The 24315-nt window shown below is 75.8% G+C and carries 19 protein-coding genes; 8 read left to right on the forward strand and 11 right to left on the reverse strand.

The window, feature by feature from the left end; genetic code table 11:
- Positions 1-136 precede the first annotated feature (136 nt).
- Entirely contained in the window at positions 137-1231 is a 1095-nt protein-coding gene (locus tag ACTWP5_RS28445; RefSeq protein ID WP_443224021.1) for a family 43 glycosylhydrolase, read from the reverse strand.
- 262 nt (positions 1232-1493) lie between these two features.
- Positions 1494-2003: a rhodanese-like domain-containing protein gene (locus ACTWP5_RS28450; protein ID WP_443224022.1), complete on the reverse strand. Its 510-nt coding sequence runs from the start codon at positions 2001-2003 to the stop codon at positions 1494-1496.
- A gap of 93 nt (positions 2004-2096) precedes the next feature.
- Here ACTWP5_RS28450 and ACTWP5_RS28455 point away from each other — a divergent pair, with 93 nt between their 5' ends.
- Positions 2097-2552: an Lrp/AsnC family transcriptional regulator gene (locus ACTWP5_RS28455; protein ID WP_443224023.1), complete on the forward strand. Its 456-nt coding sequence runs from the start codon at positions 2097-2099 to the stop codon at positions 2550-2552.
- On the opposite strand, the gene ACTWP5_RS28460 is transcribed toward ACTWP5_RS28455, so the two are convergent.
- Positions 2495-3364 (reverse strand): AraC family transcriptional regulator, encoded by an 870-nt coding sequence (locus tag ACTWP5_RS28460; protein ID WP_443224024.1) that lies wholly within the window; start codon positions 3362-3364, stop codon positions 2495-2497. The two genes, ACTWP5_RS28455 and ACTWP5_RS28460, sit on opposite strands and share 58 nt — an antisense overlap.
- Before the next feature lie 107 nt (positions 3365-3471).
- On the opposite strand from ACTWP5_RS28460, the gene ACTWP5_RS28465 reads away from it, so the two are divergent.
- The 3 genes from ACTWP5_RS28465 to ACTWP5_RS28475 all read left to right on the forward strand — a co-directional run bounded on the left by ACTWP5_RS28465 (position 3472) and on the right by ACTWP5_RS28475 (position 9015).
- Positions 3472-4479, forward strand: a complete 1008-nt coding sequence (locus ACTWP5_RS28465) for an NAD-dependent epimerase/dehydratase family protein (protein WP_443224025.1) — start codon at positions 3472-3474, stop codon at positions 4477-4479.
- A 138-nt stretch (positions 4480-4617) separates the two neighbouring features.
- Positions 4618-5220 carry a TIGR03086 family metal-binding protein gene (locus ACTWP5_RS28470; RefSeq protein ID WP_443224026.1) on the forward strand — a complete coding sequence of 201 codons (603 nt, stop codon included), beginning with the start codon at positions 4618-4620 and terminating at the stop codon, positions 5218-5220.
- A 186-nt stretch (positions 5221-5406) separates the two neighbouring features.
- Positions 5407-9015, forward strand: a complete 3609-nt coding sequence (locus tag ACTWP5_RS28475; RefSeq protein ID WP_443224027.1) for an NACHT domain-containing protein — start codon at positions 5407-5409, stop codon at positions 9013-9015.
- 52 nt (positions 9016-9067) lie between these two features.
- Here the strand turns inward: ACTWP5_RS28475 and ACTWP5_RS28480 are convergent, their stop codons facing one another.
- Positions 9068-10474: a dicarboxylate/amino acid:cation symporter gene (locus ACTWP5_RS28480; RefSeq protein ID WP_443224028.1), complete on the reverse strand. Its 1407-nt coding sequence runs from the start codon at positions 10472-10474 to the stop codon at positions 9068-9070.
- Positions 10475-11028: 554 nt separating this feature from the next.
- Between ACTWP5_RS28480 and ACTWP5_RS28485 the strand changes: the two genes are divergently transcribed.
- On the forward strand, positions 11029-11964 hold the full coding sequence (locus ACTWP5_RS28485) for an NAD(P)-dependent oxidoreductase (protein ID WP_443224029.1): 936 nt from the start codon (positions 11029-11031) through the stop codon (positions 11962-11964).
- A gap of 81 nt (positions 11965-12045) precedes the next feature.
- Here ACTWP5_RS28485 and ACTWP5_RS28490 read toward each other — a convergent pair whose 3' ends face one another.
- The 4 genes from ACTWP5_RS28490 to ACTWP5_RS28505 all read right to left on the reverse strand — a co-directional run bounded on the left by ACTWP5_RS28490 (position 12046) and on the right by ACTWP5_RS28505 (position 18022).
- On the reverse strand, positions 12046-13482 hold the full coding sequence (locus ACTWP5_RS28490; protein ID WP_443224030.1) for a CHAT domain-containing protein: 1437 nt from the start codon (positions 13480-13482) through the stop codon (positions 12046-12048).
- Positions 13476-15173 carry a hypothetical protein gene (locus tag ACTWP5_RS28495; protein ID WP_443224031.1) on the reverse strand — a complete coding sequence of 566 codons (1698 nt, stop codon included), beginning with the start codon at positions 15171-15173 and terminating at the stop codon, positions 13476-13478. Before ACTWP5_RS28495 ends, ACTWP5_RS28490 begins: the two co-directional genes overlap by 7 nt.
- A gap of 159 nt (positions 15174-15332) precedes the next feature.
- Positions 15333-16436: a hypothetical protein gene (locus ACTWP5_RS28500; protein WP_443224032.1), complete on the reverse strand. Its 1104-nt coding sequence runs from the start codon at positions 16434-16436 to the stop codon at positions 15333-15335.
- Positions 16433-18022 (reverse strand): hypothetical protein, encoded by a 1590-nt coding sequence (locus ACTWP5_RS28505; RefSeq protein ID WP_443224033.1) that lies wholly within the window; start codon positions 18020-18022, stop codon positions 16433-16435. The genes ACTWP5_RS28500 and ACTWP5_RS28505 overlap by 4 nt, the downstream gene beginning before the upstream one ends.
- 69 nt (positions 18023-18091) lie before the next feature.
- Between ACTWP5_RS28505 and ACTWP5_RS28510 the strand changes: the two genes are divergently transcribed.
- From ACTWP5_RS28510 to ACTWP5_RS28520, 3 genes are all read left to right on the forward strand, one after another.
- Entirely contained in the window at positions 18092-18949 is an 858-nt protein-coding gene (locus ACTWP5_RS28510; RefSeq protein ID WP_443224034.1) for a hypothetical protein, read from the forward strand.
- Positions 18946-19827 (forward strand): hypothetical protein, encoded by an 882-nt coding sequence (locus ACTWP5_RS28515; protein ID WP_443224035.1) that lies wholly within the window; start codon positions 18946-18948, stop codon positions 19825-19827. Before ACTWP5_RS28510 ends, ACTWP5_RS28515 begins: the two co-directional genes overlap by 4 nt.
- A 187-nt stretch (positions 19828-20014) precedes the next feature.
- A complete protein-coding gene (locus ACTWP5_RS28520) occupies positions 20015-21088 on the forward strand; it encodes a hypothetical protein (protein WP_443224036.1) in 1074 nt (357 codons plus the stop codon).
- 89 nt (positions 21089-21177) lie between these two features.
- On the opposite strand, the gene ACTWP5_RS28525 is transcribed toward ACTWP5_RS28520, so the two are convergent.
- From ACTWP5_RS28525 to ACTWP5_RS28535, 3 genes are all read right to left on the reverse strand, one after another.
- A complete protein-coding gene (locus ACTWP5_RS28525; RefSeq protein WP_443224037.1) occupies positions 21178-21915 on the reverse strand; it encodes a S1 family peptidase in 738 nt (245 codons plus the stop codon).
- Positions 21916-22054: 139 nt separating this feature from the next.
- Positions 22055-22822 (reverse strand): response regulator, encoded by a 768-nt coding sequence (locus ACTWP5_RS28530; protein WP_443224038.1) that lies wholly within the window; start codon positions 22820-22822, stop codon positions 22055-22057.
- Positions 22819-24255, reverse strand: coding sequence for a sensor histidine kinase (locus ACTWP5_RS28535; RefSeq protein ID WP_443224039.1), 1437 nt, complete (start codon positions 24253-24255; stop codon positions 22819-22821). The genes ACTWP5_RS28530 and ACTWP5_RS28535 overlap by 4 nt, the downstream gene beginning before the upstream one ends.
- Between the last annotated feature and the right edge of the window lie 60 nt (positions 24256-24315).

Genomic DNA, 24315 nt, shown 5'->3' on the forward strand with positions numbered 1-24315 from the left:
CGCTTTACCACCGTGGAACGACCCCCGCACCCCCCGGAGCAGACACTCAACGGGGGGGGTCAATGGTGGTGCCCCCCCTTTGCCCCCACTGCTCGCGTTCGTTCAGGTGCGGCGGGGTCTGCCGGAGCTACGGGGACTACTGGACGTAGTAGCCGCCGTCGTTGAGGCGCAGCGCGCCGTTCATCGGGTAGCGGGGACCGCCGTCCCACCAGTGCCACACCACCCGGAGGGAGCCGTCGGGGACGGCGAAGACGTCCATGCCGCCCGGCCCCCGGTGGTTGCCCGGCAGTCCCCGGTACGGGCCGAGGCCACCGGAGCCGGTGTAGCCGAAGTACGGGCGCTCGACCCCGTTGCGGAGGGGCCGGCAGCGAGACGAGGGGAGCGGCGTGCTGCCGCACTCGGCGATGCCCGTGGCGTACCGGGCGCTGTCCCAGTTGTTGGCGGAGTACATCAGGTACCAGGTGCCGTTGGCCCGTCGCCACATCGACGGGTTCTCGACGACGTGGGTGCCGCCGCTGGTCCCCCGGGTGTCCCAGGTGATGTCGGTGCTCTTCAGGACGTCCCGGCGGGTGCTCCAGATCGCCCGGCCCTCGCTGTCGGTGCGGACGGTCGAGATGCCGGTCTCGGCGCCGCTCACGATGGCGTCGTCCCGGTAGGTGACGTAGAGGTTCCCGCCGCTGATGAAGGGGTTGGCGTCGATGGCCCACCGGCCGCCGGGCGGGCAGGCCCACTCGCCGGCGTTGCGGAACGGGCCGTAGGCGGACGACGAGATCGCGCGGCCGATGCACTTCTGCCCGGAACCCTTGCGCGAGGCCGTGTAGAACATGAAGTAGCGGTCGCCGAGGCGGGTGACGCCGGGCGCCCAGATGGCGCCGCCCGGTTCGGCCCAGGCGCCGGGACCGCCGGGGAGCGCGTCGCCGGAGGCGCAGTTCGTGAAGCCGACGGTGTTGCCCGAGCCGTGGCGCAGGACCGGGACGTAGAGCCGTCCTGTCGGCGCGCCGGCGCACCGCTGGCCGCGGCCGGCCGGGACGGTGGTGCCGTAGGTGACGAAGCTGCCGGTCCCCGTGTGGACGGTGTCGGGGTCCGCCAGTTGGAAGCTTGAGGCGTGCTTCGGCGTGACGACGCCGTCGCCGGCCGACGGCGCGGTCTCGGCCGTCGCCGCGGTCTCGGCCGCCGGCGCGGTGGCGCCGCCAGTCACGAGCGAGCCGATCACCGCGACGGCGACGGCCACGGCGATCCCAGCGCGTCGCCCCAGGGCGGCTCGCCGCCCGGTTCGACCTGGTCGTGTCCCCACAGGACCCTCCTCCTCGGGCACGCCCACGACGACCTCAGCGCCACGGGCCTTCTGACAACGCTTCGGTCCGCGCACTCTACGCGCGTTGTCAGGACCATGGCAATGGCGCCTCGGGGGCGAACATGACGTGCCGTCAGACGGCCGGAGCATCGCCGCACACCCGCGACGCCACCTCCTCGTCCCACCCGCCCGGGCGCGATCAGCAGGCGCAGCTGACGCCCGTCGCCGGGGCGACCAGGGGGTCGGGGGCGCGCCGCGCCAGCGACCCGTCCGCGCCGGGGCCCGTCTGGACGGCGAATCCCTCCCTGGCCCAGTACTCCATGCCGCCGATCATCTCCTTGACCTGGTAGCCGAGCCGTGCGAACGCCAGGGCCGCGCGGGTGGCGCCGTCGCAGGCGGGGCCCCAGCAGTAGGTGATGACCGGCACGGCGGGGTCGAGCAGCGCGGGGGCGCGGTCGGGGATCTCGGCGGTGGGCAGGTGGACGGCGCCCGGGACGTGGCCCTGCCGCCAGCCCTCCTCGCCGCGGGAGTCCACGAGCACGAAGCCCGGCCGGCCGGACTCCATCGACCGGTGGACGTCGGAGACGTCGGCCTGGAAGCCGAGGCGGCCGAGGAAGAAGGCGGCGGCCTCGGCCGGCGCGGCGGGCGGCACCCGCAGGGCCGGGCTCGGGGTGTCTGTCTGGCTCATGGCCAGGTCTGTCTGGGTCATGGCCAGAACGCTACGGCCGCACGCCCGCCGGTGGAACGGACGATCCCCGGCGCTCTCCTTGCTTCGCCGTGGATTCCCCGGCATTCTCGCCCTGTGACCGTGGACGAGACCGACATCCGGATCCTTGAGGCGTTGCAACGCGACGGCCGCGCCAGCTACGCCGAGCTGGCGCGGGCCGTCTCCATGTCGCCGAGCGCCGTCACCGAACGCGTGCGGCGGCTGGAGGCCAGCGGCGTGATCAGCGGCTACACCGCCGTCGTGGACCCCGAACGCCTCGGCCTGACGATCCTCGCGATCGTCCGGCTCGCCTACCCCACCAGCAACTACAAGCCGTTCCACGACCTTCTCGCCAGCACCCCCGAGGTGATCGAGGCCCACCACGTCACGGGGGAGGACTGCTTCGTGCTGAAGGTGCTGGCCCGTTCCATGCGCCACCTGGAACGCGTCGCCGGCCGCCTCGCCACCCTCGGCGCCATCACGACCAACGTCGTCTACTCCTCCCCGCTGCCCTCCCGCCCCGTCACCGTCCCGCCGCCGTCGGCGGAGTAGCGGGCGGGCGAGACGCCGACGGCGGCCGTGAAGTCGCGCGTGAAGTGGGCCTGGTCGGCGTAGCCGAGCCCGACGGCGAGCCCGGCCCAGTCGACGTCCCCGCCCTCGTCCGCCCGCCGGGCCGCCTCGTGCAGCCGGGCGCGGCGCAGCACCCACTTGGGGCTCGCGCCGACGTACTCGTGGAACAGCCGCTGGAGCCGGCGCACGCTCACCCCGAACTCGGCCGCCACCTGGTCGACCCGCCGCAGCTCCGCGCCCTCGGCGATCCGCGCCACCATCGCCGCGACGTCCGCCGCCACCGGGTCGGGTTCCGCCGGGAGGCGCGCGAGCAGGAAGGCGTCCACGCGGGAGACGAGGGCGGGGCCGTCCAGCTCGGCGGGGTCGGCGGCGAGCACCGCCTCGTTGAGGCGGTCGACCTCGGGTCCGAAGACGTCGGCGGCCGGCACGACGCGGTCCGCGAGCGCGGCCACGGGCCCCTCGGCGAACGGGCGGAAGAAGCCGGGCCTGAACTTCACGCCCAGCACGTGCCCCGCGCCCTCCAGCCGCCGCACGAAGAGCGAGCGGTCGACCCCGTAGACGTGGGCCCGTGGCGCCTCGAGGACCAGGTGGACGTTGGGGTGGGAGAGCACCTGCTGCTCGTGGGCCTCCTGGCCCCTGCGGTCCCACCGCACCAGCCAGTAGAACTCGACGAACCGCGCCACGGCCGGCGTCGCCGGCTCGTGCCGGCGCAGGCTGACCACGCCCGCCGCGCGAGCGGGGCGCAGCACCCCGCGACCGAGTCCCGCGTCGACCCCGTTGGTCCCTTCCGTCACACTCGCCACACTAAGCCTCGATCCGCGGACCGGTGCGGGAGCCGTTCCCGGGTCTGCTGTCGGCGTATTCGCCCCGGTTCTCGTGCTCGCGGTGCTTGGCTGTCGGGATGGAGATCCTGGTGCTGGGGGGAACGGCATGGGTGGGCCGGGAGCTGTCGCGGCAGGCGGTCGAGCGCGGTCACCGGGTGACGTGCCTGGCGCGCGGCGGCAGCGGAGGCGTCGCGGACGGGGCGACGCTGGTCGCCGCCGACCGGCGCGATCCCTCGGCGTACGCGGCCCTCCCGGAGCGTGCGTGGGACGCGGTCGTCGAGGTGTCGTGGCAGCCGGGGTTCGTCCGCGAGGCGCTCGACGCCCTGGGCGGCCGGGCCGGGCACTGGGCGTACGTCTCCTCCGTCAGCGCCTACGCCTCCCACGCCACACCGGCCGCGGACGAGTCCGCGGCCCTGCTGCCTCCGACCGACCGGAGCGAGGTCGACCGGGCGGTGTACGGCGAGGCGAAGGTCGCCTGCGAACAGGCGTCCTCGGCCGCCGTGGGGGACCGTCTCCTCGTCGCACGCGCCGGCCTGATCGGCGGCCCCGGGGATCACACCGGACGCTCCGGCTACTGGGTGGCCCGCGCCGCGCGCGACCCGCGAGGGCCGATGCTGGTCCCCGACGCGCCGGCCGTGCCGACCCAGGTGGTCGACGTGCGGGACCTCACCGCCTGGCTGCTCGACTCGGCGGAGACGGGGACCGTCGGCACCTACGACGCCGTCGGTCCGGTCGTCCCGCTCGGGGAGTGGATCGAGCTGTCCCGGGCTGTGGGCGGGCACACCGGCCCGGTGGTCACCGCCGACTCGGCATGGCTGCTCGCGAGCGGCGTGGCCGAGTTCATGGGGACCGAGTCGCTGCCGATGTGGCTCGTCGCACCGGGCTGGGAGGGGTTCTCCGCCCGGGACGGGTCCGCGGCGCGCGCCGCGGGGCTGCGGCACCGGCCCCGGGCGGAGCTGCTGGCCGACACGCTGCGCTGGGAACGCGCGCAGGGCCTGGACCGTGCGCGGCGTGCCGGCCTCAGCGCCGAGCGCGAGCGCGCGCTGCTCGACGCCCTCGGCGGGGCGGGCCGGTCGGGGACGTGACACGGCTCACGGCCGGTGCGTGCCTCCCGACGGTGGCCGGAAGGGCGGGGACTGGAAGGGCGGTGACCGGAAGGGCGGGGACCGGCGCTGTCGCGTTTCTTCAAGACACCCGTCCCGCCCCCGGCGCACGATCGCCCCATGCGTAGCACCACCGACTCCCCCGCCCGTGAAGCCCACCCGCACCACCCCCTGATGGCTCGTGCCGCCCGGGAGGCCGCCCGCCTCGCCCGGGGCGTGCGGGCGGACCAGCTCGACGGCCCGACGCCGTGCGCCGAGTTCGACACCCGCACCCTCGTCAACCACTGGGTGCTCTACACCTCCCACGGCCTGGAGCGCCGGGCCCGCCGCGAGGCGATCCCGCCCGAGCTGACCGAGCGTGACTTCACCGCCGACCCCGACTGGGCCGACGCCTACGCCGCCCAGTTGGAGCGGGCCGTCGCGGCGTGGGCCGACCCCGCCGCGTGGGAGGGCGAGATCGACTTCGGCGGCGGCAGCGCGCCGGCCGCGACGGTCGCCCAGATGGTCATCAAGGAGATGGTCGTCCACGGCTGGGACGTCGCCCAGGCCACGGGGCAGCGCGTGGAGGTCGACGACGAACTGGCCGGGCTCGTCCTCGCCGTCGTCGAGGAACACGGCGAGCTCTACCGCCAGTACGACGGCTTCGCCGACCCCGTGCCCGTGCCCGCCACCGCCCCGCTCCTCGACCGCGCCCTCGGCGCCTCGGGCCGCACGCCGTCCTGACGCCGTTCTGCCGCCGACCCGACGCCGTTCTGCCGCCGTCCTGACGCCGGGTCGCCCGATCCTCCCGCCCCCGGCCGGCGGACACGGAAGCAGCCGTCCCGAACTCGCCGTCAGCATCTGCTCACAGCAGATTCCCGGCTAGTGTGGAACGAGGGTGTGATTCCGCGCGTGGGCAGGGGGAACGGGATGCGGAGCGAGCAGCCGTCAACTCCGAACGCGAGCGTCGAACGGCTCCCGGAGCTGGAGCCGATCGCCGCGTACTTCTCCCAGGCGATCGACGAGGTCTGCGGCTCCATCCCGCTCGCCGCGGAGATGACCGGCCTCGACCGGCGCGCCATCTTCGAGCTCGTCAACGCGGTGCGCATGCTGCCGCTTCCCACCGTTCTCGCGCTGGGGGAGGGCCTTCGCCGCGACCCGGAGGAGGTCAGACGCCTGTGGGCCGAGGCGAAGCGGGCGTGCGACCGCGCCGAGGAGGAGGCCCGGCGACGCGAGTCCGAGCTGCCGCACGTGGAGACCTGGGCGGACATCCCGAGCCCGTCGCCCGCCGTGCGGGACCTGCTGCGGGCCCAGGAACGCGTCCTGGACTGCCTGCCGTACAGGCTCCTCGACCTGGAGGAGCCGCCGCTGTCGGCGGTCTACGTCCGGCAGAGCGTCCGGCGCCGCCCCACGGCGGACGGGTCCGACCCGGCTGACGGCACCCCCGACCGGCCCGACCGGCCGGGCGGCCAGGCGGGCGACCGGGGCGCGGGGCCCGACGGCTCACCGCGCTCCGGGGCCGACGCCGTGCCGGGGGCGTCCTCCGCCCGCTCCGCCGCCCCGGACGGCGGGACGTCCGCCTCCGCCTCCTCCGCCTCCTCCAACGACGCCGTCATGTCCCTGGCCGACGCCCTGGCCCGCCACGACCACCTGCTGATCACCGGGGAGGCGGGGGCGGGCAAGTCGACCCTGGCGAGCCACCTGGTGCGCTCGCTGTGCCGCGTGTGGCTCGCGAGGATGCTGGTCAGCGAGGCCCCCATCGCCGAACCCGTGGTGCCGCTGCGGGTGTCCGCCTCCCTCCTCGCCTCCGAGTCAGGCTCCTGGAGTGAGCGGCTGTGCCGCGCCACCCTGAGGACCCTCGGTGGCCACCTCGTGACGCCCCCGCCGCCGTCGTTGTTCAACGGCCGCTCGCAGGGCGCCCGTTGGCTGGTCTTCGTCGACGGGCTCGACGAGGTCACCGACCGGCGGCTCCGCGCGGACCTGATCCGCACGGTGACGGGACACTGCCACCGCGACTCGGACTTCCGCGTGGTGGTGATGAGCCGACCGCTACCGCCGACCGAGCTCGCCCCGCTGCGCACGGGGGCGCTCGGGCACTTCGAGATCCAGCCCTTCGGGCGGTCCGAGCTCGGCGACTACGCGCGGCGCTGGTTCGCCCAGCAGCGCGCCCGCGTGCCCAACCCGGCCGCCGCCGCCAACCGCTTCGTCGAGGAGGTCGTCGAGGAGAACGAGCTGGCCGAGGTGGTGAGCAACCCCCTGCTGGCCACCATGGCGCTGGTGAACGCCACGCTGGAGCCGTCGCAGCCGCCCGCCGCCAGCCGCCTGAGGCTCTACGAGACCTTCCTCGACCATCTGCGGGAGCGCACCGCCACCCCCGGCGGCCGGGCCGGGGTGCCCGACTGGCTGACGGACTCGGTCGACGAGCTGCTCCGGGCCCTGGCCCGGCTGCGGACGGAGGGGGAGGAGGAGCTGCTGGGAGCCGCCCGGGACTGGGTGCGTCACCACCGTGGGCAGGGCCGCGTGCCGCCGGCCGGCTGGGAGAGCGAGCTCGCCGCCGCGCTGGCCGGGACCGGCCTGATGGTCGTCGCCGGCGAGCAGGTGCGCTTCCTCCACCAGAGCTTCGCGGAGTTCCTGGCGGCGGAGGAGTACGCGAAGGAGATCGCGGCGGACGGCGACGGGCTGGAGACGTGGTTCCGCCGCGCCTGCCACGGCACGGGCCAGACGCTGGCGCTGTTCGTGCTGTGCCGGTGGGCGCGGCGTGAGGACTGCTCGGCCGACGCGATCATCGACCGGCTGCTGTCCTCCATCGACGAGGAGCGCACCCTGCTGGCCGCCGTCCTCATGGCCGAGGGGATCGAGGTCGCGCCTGAGCGGGCCACGCGGGTCACCCGCCTGCTCGTCGCGCTGTTCCGAAGCGACGACACCGAGGACACGGAGAACGCGGCACGCGCCCTGTCCTCGCTCGGCGCGCGCTACCAGACGGCGCCGATCCTCACGGAGCTGGCGCAGGCGCCCGAGCTGCGGATCACCCAGCGGTACCTGGCGCTGACCGAGCTCAACAAGCTCGCCTCCCCCGACGTCGTCACCTCCCTCCTCCTCCCGCAGCTGGAGCTGCTGGCGGGCTGGCTGGACCGGGCCGCCCACCTCGCCAGGCACCTCGGGCCCGCCGCCCAGCAGGCGGTGCGGCGGCGCATCGTCGACTACGTCCGCTCGCCCGGCGCCCGGATCTGGGACCGCGCCAACGCGGCGGAGGCGTACGCCGCGCTCGGCGCGCACGACGACGCGGCCCGCCTGGCGCGCAGCGTGCTGGAGGACCCGCTCGCCGCCGCCTCGCTCCAGCGGTCGGCGGAGGTCTGGCTGGAGTCGGCCCCGGCGGAGAGCACCGAGGAGGCGATACGCCAGGTCGCGGCGCTGGGCCACGCCCGGCCCGCCGCGGACCACACCGGCCGCCTCGCGATCGCCACGGCGCTGGAGGCGGCGGGCGCCTGGCGGGAGGCGGCGGACCTCGCGCGGCGGGTCCTGGAGTGGGAACACCCGTTGACGGGCCACGAGGTGAACGCCGCCGAGCTGTGGCTGCGGGCCCAGCGGGAGGAGGCCACCGAGCCGGTGCGGCGACTCCTCGAACGCGGTCGCGAGGCCGGCTGGGAGGTGTGGCGGCAGGCGTGGCTGATGCGGGTCATGGTGGAGGCCGGCATCGACTGCCAGGCCGCCGAGTGGCTCCAGCGGTGTCTGTCGGGCGGGTTCGAACTGCCGCTGGCCTCCGACATCCTGCGGCTGTGGAGCGTCGTCCACGGGTCCGCGGGGGCGGCGCGGCTGCACGAGCTGCTGGGCGACGGCTTCCGGCTGCACCCCTTCGACCGCTCCAAGTACGCGCGGGCCCTGCTCGACGGCGGCCTCGTCGAGGAGGCGTTCCGCGTGGCGGAGCTGGCGCTGCGCCCGACCATGGCGCGCGACTCCGACTGCAAGGTGGCCGCGGCGGTCATGATTGAGTGTGACCGCGAGCGGGCGGTGGCGGCGCTCCTGTCCCACCTCCACCAGCCGTGGGCGACGGACTCGTGGGGCTCGGGCGTGCTGGACGCCATCGCGGACGACCGGATGCCCGACCTCGACGAGCTGGCGCTGCGCGTCGCCGAACACGTCGTCAGCCGGCCGAACTCCGAGAGTGCCCAGGTGCGGTGGGCCTACGGGCCGGTCGCCGTCCTCAGCGACCGTGCGGATATGGAGCGGCTGGCCGCCCGCTTCTGCGAGCACCCCGAGCTCGCCCTCAACGACAAACGCGTCCTCGCCGACTCGCTGGCCGCCAGCGGCGAGGAGCAGGCGGCCCGCGTCGTGTGGCGGCATTTGCTGAGCGTGCCGGGGCGCGAGTGGGAGTCCACGGTCGTGTCGGTCGTGGAGGACATGGCCCGCGCCCTGGGCTACGAGGCCACGGCGGAGCTGGTCCGCGAGCTGCTGGCGGGCGACCCGCCGCCGGCTCCGTTCCACCAGGCGCGTCTCGAACGCATGCTGACGTGGCTGGCGGCGTCCCCGAGGCGTTCCTGACAGCCTCGGGGACGCCGCCCCACGACCTGGGTCGGCCGCCCGCCCGCGCGGCCTACGCCGCCGTCTTCACCTCCCGTGCCTCGGCCGGGGCGGCGGTGGCGGCGCCGTCGGCGTCAGCGTTGACGTCGTTGACGTCGTTGATCTCGAAGCTGGTCGCGTTCTCGTACGCCTCGCGGTCCAGGATGCGTTCGCGGGCGGCGACGATCACCGGGACGGCCGCCTGCCCGGCGACGTTGGTCGCGGTGCGCATCATGTCGAGGATCGGGTCGATGGCCAGCAGCAGGCCGACGCCCTCCAGCGGCAGCCCCAGGGTGGAGAGGGTCAGCGTCGTCATGACCGTGGCGCCCGTGAGGCCCGCCGTGGCGGCGGAGCCGATCACCGAGACGAAGACGATCAGCACGTAGTCCCGCAGGCCGAGGTCGACGCCGAAGATCTCCGCGACGAAGATCGCCGCCAGGGCCGGGTAGATCGCGGCGCAGCCGTCCATCTTCGTCGTCGCGCCGAACGGGACGGCGAAGGAGCCGTACTCGCGCGGCACGCCGAGGCGTTCGGTGACCTTCTGCGTGACCGGGAGGGTGCCGACGGAGGAGCGGGAGACGAACGCGAGCTGGAGCGCCGGCCAGGCGGCGCGGAAGAACCGCACCGGGCTGACGCCCGCGGCCACCCGCAGCAGCAGCGGGTAGACGCCGAACAGCACCAGCGCGCAGCCGACGTACACGTCGACCGTGAACGTCGCGTAGTCGCCGAGGAGGTCCCAGCCGTACTCGTTGATCGCGCGGCCGATCAGGCCGACCGTGCCGAGCGGGGCGAGGCGGATCACCCACCACAGGACCTTCTGGAGGAGTTCCAGCGTGGTCTCGCCGAAGGTGACGACCGGCGCGGCCCGCTCGCCGAGCTGGAGGGCGGCGACGCCGGTCACGGCGGCGAGGAAGACGATCTGGAGCACGTTCAGCTCGGTGAACGGGGTGACGACGTCGGTCGGGATGATGCCGGTCAGGAAGTCCAGCCAGGAGCCCTCGCTGTCGGGCCGCGCCCCGTCGGCCGGGGTGAGGCCGGTGCCGTCGCCGGGGTTGGTGAGCAGGCCGATGGTGATCCCGATCGCGACGGCGATCAGCGACGTCACGAGGAACCACAGCAGCGTGCGGCCGGCCAGGCGCGCGGCGTTGGACACGTTCCGCAGCCGCGTGATGGAGACGGCGATGGCGAGGAAGACGAGGGGGCCGACGGCCAGGCGCAGCAGTTGGACGAAGGTGTCGCCCACCTCCTGGAGGGTGCGGCCGAGCCAGTCGACGTTCCAGGTGCGGGCGACCCAGCCGAGCAGCACGCCGAGGGCGAGGCCGAGCAGGATCTGCGCCCAGAACGGGGGGAGGGGTATCCGGCGGCGGCCCGACGCGGGGGCGCCGGGCGAGGAGCCGGAGGAGTCGCGGGAGTCGGGGGAAGCGGGCGGGGGCGAGGACACGGGCACACTCCGGTGAGGACAGGGGGGATGAGGGGCGGGCGCGTCGGGGGACGCGGCACGTCACCGCGCGGACGCGGAGGCGGACGCGCGGGGCGGGCCGCTGGACGCGGCGGTCGGCTGGCGGGAGCCGCGGAACGCTACGGGAGCGCGGGAGGCGCGGCGGGAACGCGGCAGGCGGGCGCGGGAGGGCGCCGCGAGGGGGGAGGCGTCAGCAACAGGACGCGGAGTGGTGGCGGCACAGGTCGATGTCGAGGCGCGCCACGAGCAGCGCACCCGGCGAGAAGGCGGTGATCGCTGCTGTGTCCATGCTGTGCACGGTAACACCGGCCGCGGGGGACGTCACGGGCTCGGGCGGGTCTCTCCCGTCACAGCGGCGGGGACGCCGGGGCGGCGGGCGGTCACGCACCAGGTGGTAAGTATCCGACAAAGTTGTTCGTACTTGATCACGCATCTGTGGCGACCTCAGCATGGGAGGGCCCCGGCCGGCTGGAGCCGCCGGGAGCTTTCCGAGTTCTCTCAGTTCATTCCCCGTGACGAGCCGCTGGAGTCGAAACATGTCTGTGCCCGACAACGGAACCGCCCGCACGGAGGCCGTCCGCCCGGAGGCCGCCCGCACGCCCGTGACCGTCGTCGGCCTGGGTTCGATGGGGTCCGCGCTGGCCGGCGCGTTCGTCGGGGCGGGGCACCCCACGACCGTGTGGAACCGCACCCCGGAGAAGGCGACGCCCCTCGTCGCCCTGGGCGCCACACGGGCGTCCACCGTCGCCGAGGCGGTCGCCGCCAGCCCGCTCGTCGTCGCGTGCCTGACGACCTACGCGGCCACGTTCGAGGCCCTCGAACCGGCCTCCGACGCGCTGGCGGGCCGCACCCTCGTCACGCTCAACAGCGGGACGCCGGCCGCCGCCCGCGAGATGGCCGCCTGGGCGGCGGCGCGCGGCGCGCGCTTCCTCGACGGCGCGGTCAAGAACGTGCCCCCGGCCGTCGGCAGGCCCGACACGCTGCTGTACTACGCGGGCGAGCGCGCCGTGTTCGACGAGTACGAGGAGACGCTGCGGGTGCTGGGCGGCGACACCGTCCACCTCGGCGAGGAGGTCGACCTGGCCGCCCTCTACGAGCAGGCCGTCGGCGGGCTGCTGCTCCCCGCCCTCCTCGGCTTCTTCCAGGGCTCCGCCCTGGTCACGGCGCGCGGCCTGAAGGCCCGCACGCTCGTGCCGTACACCATCAAGTGGCTGGAGATGATCGCCGAGCAGCTGCCGTTGATGGCCGACGAGATCGACAGCGGCGACTACACGCGCCCGCTGGCCTCGGTCGGCATCTTCCACGAGGTGCTGCCCGACGAGCTCCAACTCGCCGAGGAGGCCGGCGTCGACGGCTCCTGGCAGCTGCCGATGCACGCGCTCGTGGCGCGCGCCGTCGAGGCGGGCCACCGCGACCACAGCATCTCGGCGCTGGTGGAGGTGCTCCGCGCGCCGCGCCCGAGCGGGGCGTGACGCGCGGGGTCACAGACGTCCACGGCCTGACGCGGGCTCAGGGCCGCCGCCCGGGGCGCTCGGGGACGGTCGCGGGGGCGGTCACGGGGCGTCCGCCGGGGCGGCCACGCGGGCGTCCACGCGGGCGTCGATCGTGGCGAAGGCGGACCACAGGACCGGGGAGTGGTCGACCGTGCGGTGCTCGCGCCAGGCGGCGAGGCGCCCACGCTGCCAGGCGCACAGCGCCGCCACCGGGTCGTCGGCGTCGTGCGCGGCGTCGATGGCGCAGATCGCGTCCTGGAGGGGGCGCCCCGTGGGGAAGGCGTGGTCCGTGGGGAGGGGCCAGCGGGTCGCGGTGACGAGCTCGGCGCCGCCGTGGACCATCGCGGTGGCCAGGCCCAGCGCCTCGCCGAACCGCAGCTCGCCGCCGCTCTCGCAGGCGACCAACGCCACCCGGCTGGGGAACCGCCAGCGGCCGGCGGGCCCCGGGGTGCCCAGCAGCAGGTCCTTCGCCGACAGGGGGCGGTGGGCGCGCAGCGGCGGGGCGAAGCCGGCGGCCTCGGCCGGGCAGGCCAGGTGGAGTTGGGCGTGCTCGCTCTCCCCGCTCTCGGGCGCGGCGGCGGTCACGTGGCCGACGTAGAGGAGGCGGCTCGCGCCCGCGTCGAGCGCGGCGGCGAGCCAGTCACGGTCGAGGTCGGTGCGGCGGAACGCCGCCAGCGCCGCGTCGGACCCGTCGGGCGTCTCGGCGTCGGACCCGTCGGACGTCTCGGCGTCGAGCGTGGGCCGCAGGCGGCGAAGCCGCGCGTGCTCGGCCACGCGGCGGGCCAGCGGGGCCTCGGGCGTCATGCGCCCCAGGACGGAGCCGAGGCGCGAGTCCGCGCGGAAGCCCGGCACGCGCGGGTCGAGGACGGCGACGACGGGCAGCGCGCGGTCGGCGTGCCAGTCGCTCGGGGTGCGGCCGGCGGCGTGGACGACGCTCGCGGGGGCCAACACGCTGAGGTCGGCGATCTCGACGAGCCGGATGTCCTCGGGGTCGGTCGCCAGCAGCTCCCACGGCACCTGCGCGACGGACGGCGAGGGCTGGATCCGCAGGCGCGGGCGGACGCCGCGCCCGTGGAGCTCGTCGAGCTGCATGGCCAGCCCGGGCGGCAGCAGCGCGCGCGTCAGGTGCCGGCCGAGGGCGAGTTCGGCGTCGTAGGAGGCGAACGCGCCGCCGGTGAGGGCGGCGACGGGGTTCTCAGGGCTGGGGAGCGCCGCGGCGAGCTCGGCGACGGCGTCGGCCACGACGCCGGGCTCGGTGACGGCCGCGCCGGGGGAGGCGAGGTCGTCGGTCCACCGCCAGGTGGCGAAGAGGTGGCCGGCGTCGGCGAAGCGCAGCAGCGCGGTGGGCTGGGCCTGCGGCCGCGAACGCGACCGGGACCACGACCGGGACCGCTGCTGGTGCTGGTGCTGGTGCTGCCGCTCGTGCCGCGGCTGCCGCGAGGTCGGCTCCGAGCGCGACTGTCCGGCACGCCGCTCGCGGAATCTCCGTGTCACCACGACGGGACCACCCTCTCCTGTCGGACCCGGATGCCGTAGCGCTCCTCGGCGCGCGCCACGGCCTCCGCGAGCACGATCTCCCGGCCCTCCGGCGTGAACGCCAGCCGTGGCGGCGGCGCGACGGGCAGACCCGCGCTGGCCGCGACGCTCGCCAACGCGCCGCCCAGGCCCGTGCCCAGCGCGCCGGCCCCCGGGCCCGTCCCGGACGGTGGCGGCGCGTCGGGCGGAGCCTCGACCTGGGTCTCGGCCGGGGTCTCGGCCTGGGCCGTCGGGAGGTCGAAGCCGGACAGCTCGTCGGGCGGGACGATGCCGCCGTCCGTCGAGGCGCCGAGCGCGGGGACGCCCGACTCCTGCAACGGCGTGCCGGCGCACTGCGACTCGACCAGCTGGCAGACCAGCGCCGCGTCCCCGGCGACGGTCGCCAGCCGGAACGCGAGCGCCATCGCCGGCTCCGCGATCTGCCGCCGCCACCGGTCGCGTTGGGCGCCGTTCGGCAGCGTGAACCGGACCGCGTCGATGGCGAGCGCGGCCGGCACGGCCAGGTCCACCGCGCGGGCCAGCACCGCCTGCGCCTCGGGGCCCAGCCGTCCCTCGGGGTCGGCCTCGACCAGCTCCGCGAGGTGGTTGGCCAGCAGCTGGGCGTGGGTGGAGTGGAGGTGGGCCCGCCACGCCCCCATCCCGGGGTGGGCGGCGTAGATGTCGGCGGCGTGGGTGAGCCGTTCCTCCCCGGCCTCGCGCCACCCCAGGGCGAACGCGGCCGTCGCCCAGCGCACCCACGTCCCGGCCGCGAAGGTGGCGGCGCCGCACTCCTCGAACAGCCGCGCGCTGCGCTCGAACCGCTCGACGGCGGTCGTCAGGTCCTCACGCAGTCCGGCGAGGAGGCCGAGGTACTGCCAGCCCTGGGCCGCCTTGTGCGCGAGGCCCGCCTCCTCGAAGTGCTCCTGCGCGCCCAGCAGCAGCGGCTCGGCCTCCTCAAGGCGCTCCTGGCGCAGCAGGATCTGGCCCAGGCAGTGCCCGAGCTGCGCGATGCCGTTCGGCCTGCCGCTGGCCTCGGCGGCGGCCAGGCCCTGCCGGGCGAAGTCCTCGGCGAGTTCCGTGTGGCCGAGGGTGTGGTGGATGTCGGCGAGGTTCATCAGCGGGTAGCACTGCTGGTCGGTCATCCCGTGGCGGGTGGCGACGTCGAGCGCCTCGGTGGCCAGCTCCTGCGCCCGGACCAGCTCCTCGCCCTGCATCGCCGCCTGGGTGAGGGAGGTGAGGGCGCCGAAGAGGACGGAGACGCGGGAGGGTTCGTCGACCAGCGGCACGAGCGGGCCGAGGGCCAGCTCGCGGGCCTGCCGCGCGGCGGCCGTGGCGCCGGGCAGGTCGCTGACGTGCACCAGGACGCTGGCGAGGCCCGTCAGCAGGGGGGCGCGGAGCCACAGCAGCGGGTCGCCGGGGAGGCTCTCGCAGATCGCGAGGGCCCGGCGGTAGCCGTCGGCGGCGGCGGTGTGGTCGCCGAGCTGGTGGCTGGCGCTGGCGCGGTTCTGGAGGGCCTGGACCCACTGGCTGACCAGGTGCGGGTGGCGGGCCGCCAGCCGGGCGGCCTCGTCGAACGCCCGGTGCCCGGCGCGGGCGTCGCCCCGGACCATGGCCTCGCCGCCCTCGGCGAGGAGGCGGGCGACGGTGGCGTCGTCGCGGAGGATGCCCGCCATGTCGTCGAATCCGGCGGGTGGTTCGGGCCGAGCGGGTGGTTCGGGCGGAGTGGGTGGTTCGGGCGGAGTGGGCGGTTCAGGCGGAGTGGGCGGGATGTTCGGGGTGGGCGAGCTGGGCGGGGTGTCGTCTGGGTCTGGCACGAAGGCGGCGTCCGTTTCTCAGAAGTCCGTGTCGGAGGCGGCGACGGCGGCGGCGATCTCCGCCCTGAGCGGGTGGGGGGTGGCCTCGGGGCGCGCGGCGAGGGCGTGGTCGAGGCGGTCGCGGGCCAGGGCGCGGAGGCGGTCGCGCAGCGCCCGCTGCCGGGCCGGGTCGTCGTCGGGGTCGAGGCCGGGGTCGACACCGGGCGGCGGGGGGTCGGCGAAGGCCGGGAGGTACAGCCGCACGTCCAGCGCCTGGCCGGCCGTGGGAGCGGCGGCCAGCGTCGTCTCGCCCACCCAGGCGTCGTCGACCAGGCGCAGCCGTGCCTCGCCGGCCGCCACGGCGCCGCCCGCGCCACCTCCCACGGTGACCAGCGCGCGGGGCGCCAGGTGCCGAGCGAGCGGCGGCGGCGCGGCGGCCGCGTTGACCGTCACGACGGTGCGGCCGGCGACCCGCCGCGCCTCCCACGCCACGGCCCGCTCCGAGGCGTCGAACAGACCGGGCGGGTACCGCCGCCAGTCCGAACCCGCCGAGCCGCGCGCCAACGTCAGCGCCCCGGCGGCGCCCCCGCCACCGGCCGGCGTGCCGCCGGCGGCGAGCGCGTACCCGTCGGCGGCGGTGGAGCCGGCGGACGCGACGGACGGCCGGACGGCGAACGGGAGCGTCTCCGGCTCCTCGCCGCCGGTCACCAGCTCGCACTCCTCCGTCAGCTCGGCGATCTCCCGGTGCAGCAGGTCCTCGTCGAGCGGCGGGATGGCGTCGACCGTCGAGGCGGGCCACCAGCGCGCCGCCCAGTGCGCGAACGCCAGGCGCCGCGCCGCCACGAGCAGTTCGCCGAGCACCGGCGCGGCCCGCACCTCGACGGTGGCGGGCGACGGCGCGGCCAGGGCCAGGGCCGCCGCCTCGCCGTAGAGCGCCCACGCCCAGGACTGGGCGGCGACCGGGTCGTCGAGCACCGCGACGGGTGGGGCGTCGAGCGCGAGGACGCTCCACGTGAGGTGCCCGCCCGCGACGTCGAGCACGGCCGCGTCGACGCCCGGCTCGGCCGGCGCCCCGCCCGGGTGGGGCGTGATGACGCGGATGCCCCCGCCGTCGTCCCCGTGGACGCGGAGTGTCGCCGTCACGCCGCCTCCGGTGCCGTGTCCACCGCCGGACCCACCGCCGGATTCACCGCCGGATTCACCGCCGGACCCACCGCCGGATCGAACACGGGGACCGCCGCCGTGTCCGGCCGCGCGCTCAACGCCCGGCGCAGCCGCGCTCGTTGGTCGAGGATCACCGAACGGGCCACGCCGTCCAGCAGGTCCCACAGCTCGCCCACCGTCCCGACGGGCGCCGCCCGCACGTCCCGGCCGTGCAGCCGGGCCCACAGGCGGCGGACGTACGGCTGCCAGGGCCGCCGCAGCTCGGCCGCGACACGCCCCAACGCCTCGGCAGCCTCACGCCCCTCGCGCCCTTCACTCCCCTCGCGCCCCTCGCGCTCCTCGCGTCCCTCCGAGCCCTCGGCGCCCACACCGCCCCGCGCCGACGACCCGGCCGCCGATCCGGCCGACGACCCGGGTGCCTCCCCTCCCGCCTCCGGCCCGGACGGCACGACGGTGAACCTCAGCCGCCGGGCCCGCAGCACGTACGCCTCACGCCCCCACCGCGCGTTGACCGCGCGGTGCCCGGCCGTCTCCCCGCCGCCGTCGAACGGCCGCAGGCCGCGAGCGAGCCGCTCGCCCACCGCCGCGACGACCCGCAGGGACTCCTCGCGCAGCGCCCAGGGGGCGCAGGCGCGGTCGATCTCCTCGGCGACGAGGCGGTCCACGGGTGGCAGTTCGTCGCGGTCGACGGAGGCCGCCGACCGCAGGGCCGTGAAGACCCGCTCGTGGACGCTCCGGTCCAGGGGCGGCCCCAGCGAGGCCGTGGAGACCGTCTCCCCCGGCTCGCCCACGCGCGGCATCGGCGGCAGCCGATGGCCGGTCAGACCCAGCTCGCGGGCGCGTCCGTCGACCGTCCACAACCGCCGGCCGGCGGCCGAGCCGGCGCGGCCGGCGACGAGGCCGTCGAGGGCGGGGGACGCGGGGCCGTCGGGGGCCGGGTGCGGGCAGGCGTCGAGCACCGCCGCGACGGCCCCGTCGGTCGCGGGCTCCGACCGCTCGGACGCGGACTGGGCCCCGTCGAGGGCCCGTTCCGCCCACGCCGCCTCGACGCGCGCCGCCAGCCGCGCGGCCCGCGCGGGATCGGCCAGGTACTCCCGCAGCGCGCCCGTGGTGCGGCCCTCCGCCGCGCCGTGCAGCTCGTCCAGCGCCCGCTCGACGAGCGCCCGCCCCGACGGCCCCTCGGGCGGGCCGCCCACGACGGTCGCGAGCTCGAAGCACCGCTGGAAGTACCGGTCCTGCGGGTTCCCGTCCGTGATGCGCCGCTCCCTGCGCACCCGTTTGAAGAGCACGAACCACGCGGCGGTGTCCCGCAGCACCCCGGCGGACTCGCCGAGCAGCGCCGCCAGCTGCCGCTCCCCCTCCCGCGTCACCAACGGCCCGGCGCACAGCGGATGCTGGACCGGCCGGAACACCAGCGGGTCGAGGATCAGCTTGACGGTGCGGCTGAGCGGCCCGCCCTGGGCGTTGCTCAACGCCTCGACGCCCCCCACCTCCCGCCACAGCTCGTGCAGCACCATGGCGCGCGGACGGGCCGGCGGACGGGCCGGCGGACGGGCTATCGGCATGGAACCCAGCGTAACGGCAGGGCGAAAGCTGGGATCGGTAGCGCGCGGCGGCTTCCTACCGTCGCCGCCATGACATCTCCCATCGTCGTACGCGTCGTCGCCTGGTCCGTCGTCCTCGGTGTCGTCGGCCTCTACCTGGTCAACGGCCTCACCGCCGACGACCCCACGCCCCCCGGGCCCTGGATGGGTGAGCTGTTCACCCTGCTCGTCGTCACCGTCATCGTCGTCCCCATGCTGGCGTCCCTCCTCGGCGAGGGCCTGCTGCCGTCGTCGGGCGGCAGGAACAGCTCCCGCTTCCGCGACGCGCCGATCGGCGTCGGCACCGTGCTCTCCGCCACGCCCACCGGCACCGTCATCAACGACCAGCCGCAGCTGCGGATCGACATGACCGTCGTCGGGCAGGACGGCATGACCTTCGAGTCCCACGCGAAACAGGTGGTCCCGGTCACCGAGCTGGCGCTGGTGGTGCCGGGCACGGTGCTGCCGGTGCGGTACCGTCCGGGCGCGACGGAGCGGGTGGAGCTCGTGAAGGGCGGGCGCACCCCCGAGGACGTGGCGCGCCTCGAAGCCCAGATACAGGCCGCCTACGACGAGGTGATGATCCGCCAGGGCCTCACCACGCCGCGCCGCATCGAGATCTCCCGGACCGGCGTCGCGGCGCGGGCGGTGGTGCGCGAGCTCCACGTCACGGGCGAGATGCGCGACGGCAGGCCCCGGCTCCTGCTGGACCTCGTCGTCACCCGGCCCGACGGCACGACGTTCGAGGCGCGCGTCGACCGTTTCGTCCCCGGCAACGTCCTGCCGAAGCTCCAGGCGGGCAACGTCGTGGACGTCCACTACCTGCCGGGCCACGAGGACGAGGTCGTCTTCGCCATCCCCGCCAACCCGAACATCGCCGGCCCCGGCTCCCGCCGGAGGCAGCCGTGACGAAGCAGCCCGTCGCGCCCGCGCCCGCGAGGCGGTGGACCGCCCGGCGCCTGGCCGTCATCGCCGTCACCGTCCTCCTGGTCGGCACGTGGACCACCGTCACGACGCTCTGGGACGTCTGGGGCAGCCTGGGGCGCAGCATCACCATGCTGCTGCTCGCCTACGCCATCCCGGTCATCCTCCTGGCCGTCTTCGCCGGCGACGTCGACGGCAGGTCCGACTTCCTCGACGCCTGGCGCGAGGGCACCAACGGCGAGCGCTTCCGCCGGGCCCCCGTGGGCGTGGGGCGCGTGACGTCGGGGACGCCGCGGCGCGTCTCCGAGTGGAGTTCGGAGGAACGGAGCGTCTACGCCGTCGACCTGGAGGTGACCGGGGCCCACGGCGAGCGGTTCCGCTCCGAGATGCGCTTCGTCTCCCACGAGTACGGCACCGAGCGGATGAGGCCGCTGCCCTTCCCCGAGCCCAGGGCCGGCCTGCTGCTGCCGGTCAGGTACCTGCCGGACGAGCCGGCCCGCGTCGAGTTCGACCGCTCCAGCACCGACCACCTCGCCGGCCAGGCCGCCCTCGACCGGCTGATGCTCAACGACGCGGTCGTCACCGACCGCAAGCTGGACGTCGCCCGGCGCGGGATCGCCACCCACGCCGTGGTGCGCGCCCTCGCCGCGACGGGCCAGATCGCCGAGGGCATGCCCCAACTGGAACTGGAGCTGGCGGTCAGCCGGCCCGACGGCCTCGTCTTCTCCCAGCGCCTCACCCGGTACGTGCCCGACCAGAGCCTCGGGTGGCTCCAGGTGGGGCGGGTGCTGCGGGTGCGGTACCTGCCGGAGTTCGAGGACACGATGCTCCTCGAACTGCCCGACGTGCCCGGCCTCCTGTGACCTCTCCGCTGACCGGCGGCGCGGCGAGGCGGTTGCGCGGCAAGGCGGCGGCGCGGAACCCGCCGTTCCCCGCGCGGCACCCGGCGCCTTCCCGGCACGTTCCCGGCACGAGGGTGCGAAGGCACCCTACCGACGCGCGCGAATCCCCGTAGGCTGGGCGGGCACGGGTCGTCAGGGAGGAGTCGTCGTGGCCACGATCAACAGCGGCGGGTACCCGCAGCAGCCGCACTCGCAGCCACAGCCGCAGCCCCAACCCCAGCCACAGCCCCAACCCCGGCGGCGCGGCTTCCCGAAGTGGGTGCTGTTCGTCGTGGGCGTCGCCCTGGTCTTCGCCGTCGTGACCGTGTGGCAGCTGTCCACGCTGATCTTCGGCACGGCCGGCACCGGCACCGTCCGGGAGTGCTCCGGCAGCGGCAAGGACCGCTCCTGCATCATCGACTGGACGGCGGGCGACGAGTCCGGCACCGAGCGCATGGAGACGGTCGGCGAGCCGGGCAGCACCTTCCCCGTGCGCGTCATGGGCGACTCGGTCGTGGACGCCAGCATCGACCAGTGGATCTTCACTGTCCTGTCGACCCTGTTCTTCGTCGCGGTCGCCGCCGCCGTCATCGCCGTGCCGACCATCGTGCTCAGGCGCCGCGCCCGGGCCCGCACCTACGTGCAGCAGCACCTGGCGGTCTCCGGCGAACAGAAGCTGCGCGTCACCGAGACGGAGATCCGCAACGAGAACGGGACGCCGTTCGCCACGGCGCAGCTCACCCACCCCGGGCCCGACTACCCGCCCTCCGCCTGCCGCATCTCGGTGACCTCCCCCACCGGCCAGCCGTACTACACGGTGGACTTCGCGGTGGAGGACCCGCGCCGCCGCGAGACCGTCGTGTACGGCGCCGACGGGCAGCGCCTGGCCACCGTCCGCCGGCAGCTGATGCGCCAGACCCACGCGGACGTCGTCGGCCCCGACCCGAACGCGTCGCCGCTCGCCACGATCGACCCGGCGCCCGGCACGGGCGACGCCGTGCGGGTCGTGACCGGCCCGCTCGGCGAACGCCTCGGCACCGTCCTGACCGAGTCCGGCTTCGTGTCCGCCACCGTCGTCGGGTACCAGCCCGGCATCCCGGAGCCGCTGCGGGCCGCCCTGATCGGTTTCGCCCTCACCCGGGAGCGGTTCTTCCCGACCCCCAGGAACGAGCAGGCGGACAACGAGTGGCTCCAGCAGCGCGGCCACGCGCCGACGACGCCGCCGCAGCCGCCCCTGGGCTGAGCCACGGCGCCGGGCACGCCACCGGCACGCCACCGGCACGCGACTCAGCGGCACGCGACTCACCGGCGCGCGGCTCAGCGACACCCGGCTCAGCGCCCGAGCTGCTCCCTGACGTCCTCGGCGAACGCGGTCACCCGGGCGTAGACCCCGGGGTATCCGGCGCGGGCGCAGCCGTTGCCCCACGAGACGACGCCGGCCAGCACCCCGTCGATGACCAACGGGCCGCCGCTGTCCTGCGCGCACGCGTCCACGCCGCCCTCGGGCAGGCCGGCGCAGACCATGGACGCGGCGTGGAAGCGCACGGGGAAGGCCGCGTAGGCCGCCGCGCAGTCGGCGTCGGAGAGGACGGGCACCTCGGCGGTCATCAGCCGCTCGGCCGCGGGACCGACCTCCGAGGTCTGGCCCCACCCGAGGACGCGGGCCGTGGTGCCCGGCGCGTACAGCCCGGTGTCGCCCGGCTCCGCCACCGGCAGGGTCTCGTAGGGCAGCGCCTCGCCCAGGGTGAGGACGGCGATGTCGTTGACGTTCGTGTCGCCGTCGTGGTCCGGATGGACCCACCGGTCGACGACGTCCGCGGCCCGCCCGTCCGTCCCGTCGCGCTCGGTCCGCCCCCCGACGGCGCTGATCTCCTCGTACACCACGCAGTGGGCGGCGGTGACGACCTTCGTCGGCGCGACGAGGGCGCCCCCGCAGTAGGGCCCCCGGCCGCTCTCCAGCTGCACGACGAACGGGTACGCGTCGGTGGCGGTGGGTGTGCCGCCCACGACCAGCGCGGCGGAGACGAGCGCCGCGCCGGCGGCGACCAGCGCGGGAAAGCGGACGGACATGCTCCTCCTTGGAGGGGTTCGGCGGGGTCCGCCCAGCCAACCCCACGACGCGGCCGGCCGAGGGCTCGCCGCGCCCGCCGAGCCGGCCGTGTCCGCCCGCCAGTCGGACGGGGCTGTCCTTCGGTCGGAGGGCTGCCCGTCAGGCCGGCGGGTCCGCGCCGTGCCCCGGCGGCTGTTCCCGGCCCCGGTGGGCCTGGTCGCCCGGGGCGACCAGGCCCGTCTCGTAGGCGAGGATGACGGCCTGGACGCGGTCGCGGAGGTCGAGCTTGGAGAGGATGCGGCCGACGTGGGTCTTGACCGTGGCCGGGCTGAGGAAGAGGCGGTCGGCGAGTTCGGCGTTGCTGAGGCCCGTTGCGAGGAGCCGGAGCACCTCCAGTTCGCGCGGGGTCAGGCCCGCGAGGTCACGGTGGGGGGCGGCCGTCGCCGGCTCGTCGCGGTGGGCGAAGCGTTCGATCAGGCGGCGGGTGATCGTGGGAGCGAGCAGGGCGTCGCCCGACCGCACCAGGCGCACGGCGGCCACCAGGTGTTCGGGCGTGACGTCCTTGAGCAGGAAGCCGCTGGCGCCCGCGGTGAGGGCCGCGTACACGTAGTGGTCGAGGTCGTAGGTGGTCAGGATGATGACGCGGGTGCCGCCCGGCCCGCCGCCCGGCCCGCCGGCGTGGGCGCCGCCCGGCCCGCCGTCGGCGAGGATGCGCCGGGTGGCCTCGATGCCGTCCATCCGCGGCATCCGGATGTCCATGAGGACGACGTCGGGCCGGGTGCGGCGGACCGCGGCGACGGCCTCGTCGCCGTCGGCCGCCTGGGCCGTCACCTCGATGCCGTCGGCGGCCAGGATCATCCCGAAGCCGGTCCGCACCAGGGCCTGGTCGTCGGCGATGACGGCGCGCAGCGGCGCCGCCCCGCTCACGCGGCCCGCCACGGGACGTGGGCCGTGATCCGGTACCCGCCGGCGAGCGTCGGGCCGGCCGTCAGCTCGCCGCCGTAGAGCGCGAGCCGTTCGCGCAGCCCGATGAGGCCGCGGCCGTTGCCTCCGCCCACCGCCACGGCGTCCCGCCCGCCCCGCGTGTTCGTGACCTCCAGCGCGAGGCGTTCCTCGTCGTGGCCGATCACGACGGACGCCTCGGCGCCCGGCGCGTGCCGGATCGTGTTGGTCAACGCCTCCTGGACCACCCGGTACGCCGTGAGGTCCACGCCCGGCGGCAGCGGCTCGGTCGGCAGCGACACCTCGACGCTCACCGGGATGCCGGCCGCGCGCACCCGTTCGACGAGGGCGTCGAGCTGCCCGAGGCCCGGCTGGGGCACCAGGCCGTCGGGGCTCTCGTGGTCCGGGGCGGCGAGCAGGCCCATCACGTGCCGCAGCTCCGCCATCGCGGCCCGCCCGCCGGCCTCGACCGCGAGCAGCGCCTCCCTCGACTGCTCGGGCGCCACGTCCATCACCTTGCGCGCCGCGCCCGCCTGGATCACCATCACGCTCACATTGTGGGTGACGACGTCGTGCAACTCGGCGGCGATCCTGGCCCGTTCCTCCTCGACGGCGCGGCGCGTGGCCTCCTCCTGGTCCCGTTGCAGCCGCGTGTAGCGGTCGCGGCTGAGCGCGAGCTGACGTCGCCAGAACCGGACCAGGCTGGCGAGCACCCCGGCCAGCAGCAGCACGACGGCGGGGCTCGACCAGCCCGGCAGGACGGGCTCCGTCTCCCGGAACGCGACGCCGGCCAGCACGGCGGCGAGAACCATCCCCGCCATCGCCCACGTCCGGTGACGGCTGTGGACGACGGCGCTGTACGCGCCGACGACGCAGGTCGCGACGTTCATCCAGGAGGCGTCGTCGACCATCCACAGCGTCGCGAGCATCACCACCGCGAACGCCGCCAGCGGGAACCGGCGCCGGAGCGCCAACGGCACCGCCGACAGCACGACCAGCGGCCACACGGCCGCCGAGGTCTCCTCCTCGCGCGTCACGGAGTCCGGGCCGACGTGGCGGAGGTCCGGGTCCGTGCGCGGGGCCTGCGGTTCGGGGGCCTGGGGTTCGGGGGCCCGCGGTTCGGGAGTCGGCGGCTCGGGGGGCGGCACCTCGGGCGGCGGGGACGGATCGGGCACCGGCTCCGGTCCCCCGTCGGGCCCCGTCTCCACGTCCGGGAACGGAGAGCGGGCGTCCTGGTCCAGCCACACCTGCCCGGTGTCGGGATACCGCGCGGCCCAGAACAGCGCGACGGCCGTCAGCACGGCGGCCAGCGCCACGTCGGCGCGCAGCGCCCGGCGCGACAGCGGAGCGGGCACCGCCTCCGGGCGCAACGCGTCGCGTAGCTGCCGACGCCAGCCGCGCCGGTCCTCCTTCTGCACCGGCTCATTGTGCGGGCGGCCCGCTTCGGACCGCATCAGCCCGGACGGCACGACCCCGCC

The sequence above is a fragment of the Streptomyces sp. 4N509B genome, from assembly GCF_052245655.1.
GTDB lineage: Bacteria > Actinomycetota > Actinomycetes > Streptomycetales > Streptomycetaceae > Streptomyces.

What these genes read in the sequence shown, in the direction of transcription:
- ACTWP5_RS28510 (WP_443224034.1), top strand. Translation starts at nt 18,092, where the DNA reads ATGACATCTCCCATCGTCGTACGCGTCGTCGCCTGGTCCGTCGTCCTC.
- ACTWP5_RS28525 (WP_443224037.1), bottom strand. Translation starts at nt 21,915, where the DNA reads ATGTCCGTCCGCTTTCCCGCGCTGGTCGCCGCCGGCGCGGCGCTCGTC.
- ACTWP5_RS28470 (WP_443224026.1), top strand. Translation starts at nt 4,618, where the DNA reads ATGCGTAGCACCACCGACTCCCCCGCCCGTGAAGCCCACCCGCACCAC.
- ACTWP5_RS28450 (WP_443224022.1), bottom strand. Translation starts at nt 2,003, where the DNA reads ATGACCCAGACAGACCTGGCCATGAGCCAGACAGACACCCCGAGCCCG.
- ACTWP5_RS28495 (WP_443224031.1), bottom strand. Translation starts at nt 15,173, where the DNA reads ATGGCGGGCATCCTCCGCGACGACGCCACCGTCGCCCGCCTCCTCGCC.
- ACTWP5_RS28465 (WP_443224025.1), top strand. Translation starts at nt 3,472, where the DNA reads ATGGAGATCCTGGTGCTGGGGGGAACGGCATGGGTGGGCCGGGAGCTG.
- ACTWP5_RS28475 (WP_443224027.1), top strand. Translation starts at nt 5,407, where the DNA reads ATGCGGAGCGAGCAGCCGTCAACTCCGAACGCGAGCGTCGAACGGCTC.
- ACTWP5_RS28485 (WP_443224029.1), top strand. Translation starts at nt 11,029, where the DNA reads ATGTCTGTGCCCGACAACGGAACCGCCCGCACGGAGGCCGTCCGCCCG.
- ACTWP5_RS28505 (WP_443224033.1), bottom strand. Translation starts at nt 18,022, where the DNA reads ATGCCGATAGCCCGTCCGCCGGCCCGTCCGCCGGCCCGTCCGCGCGCC.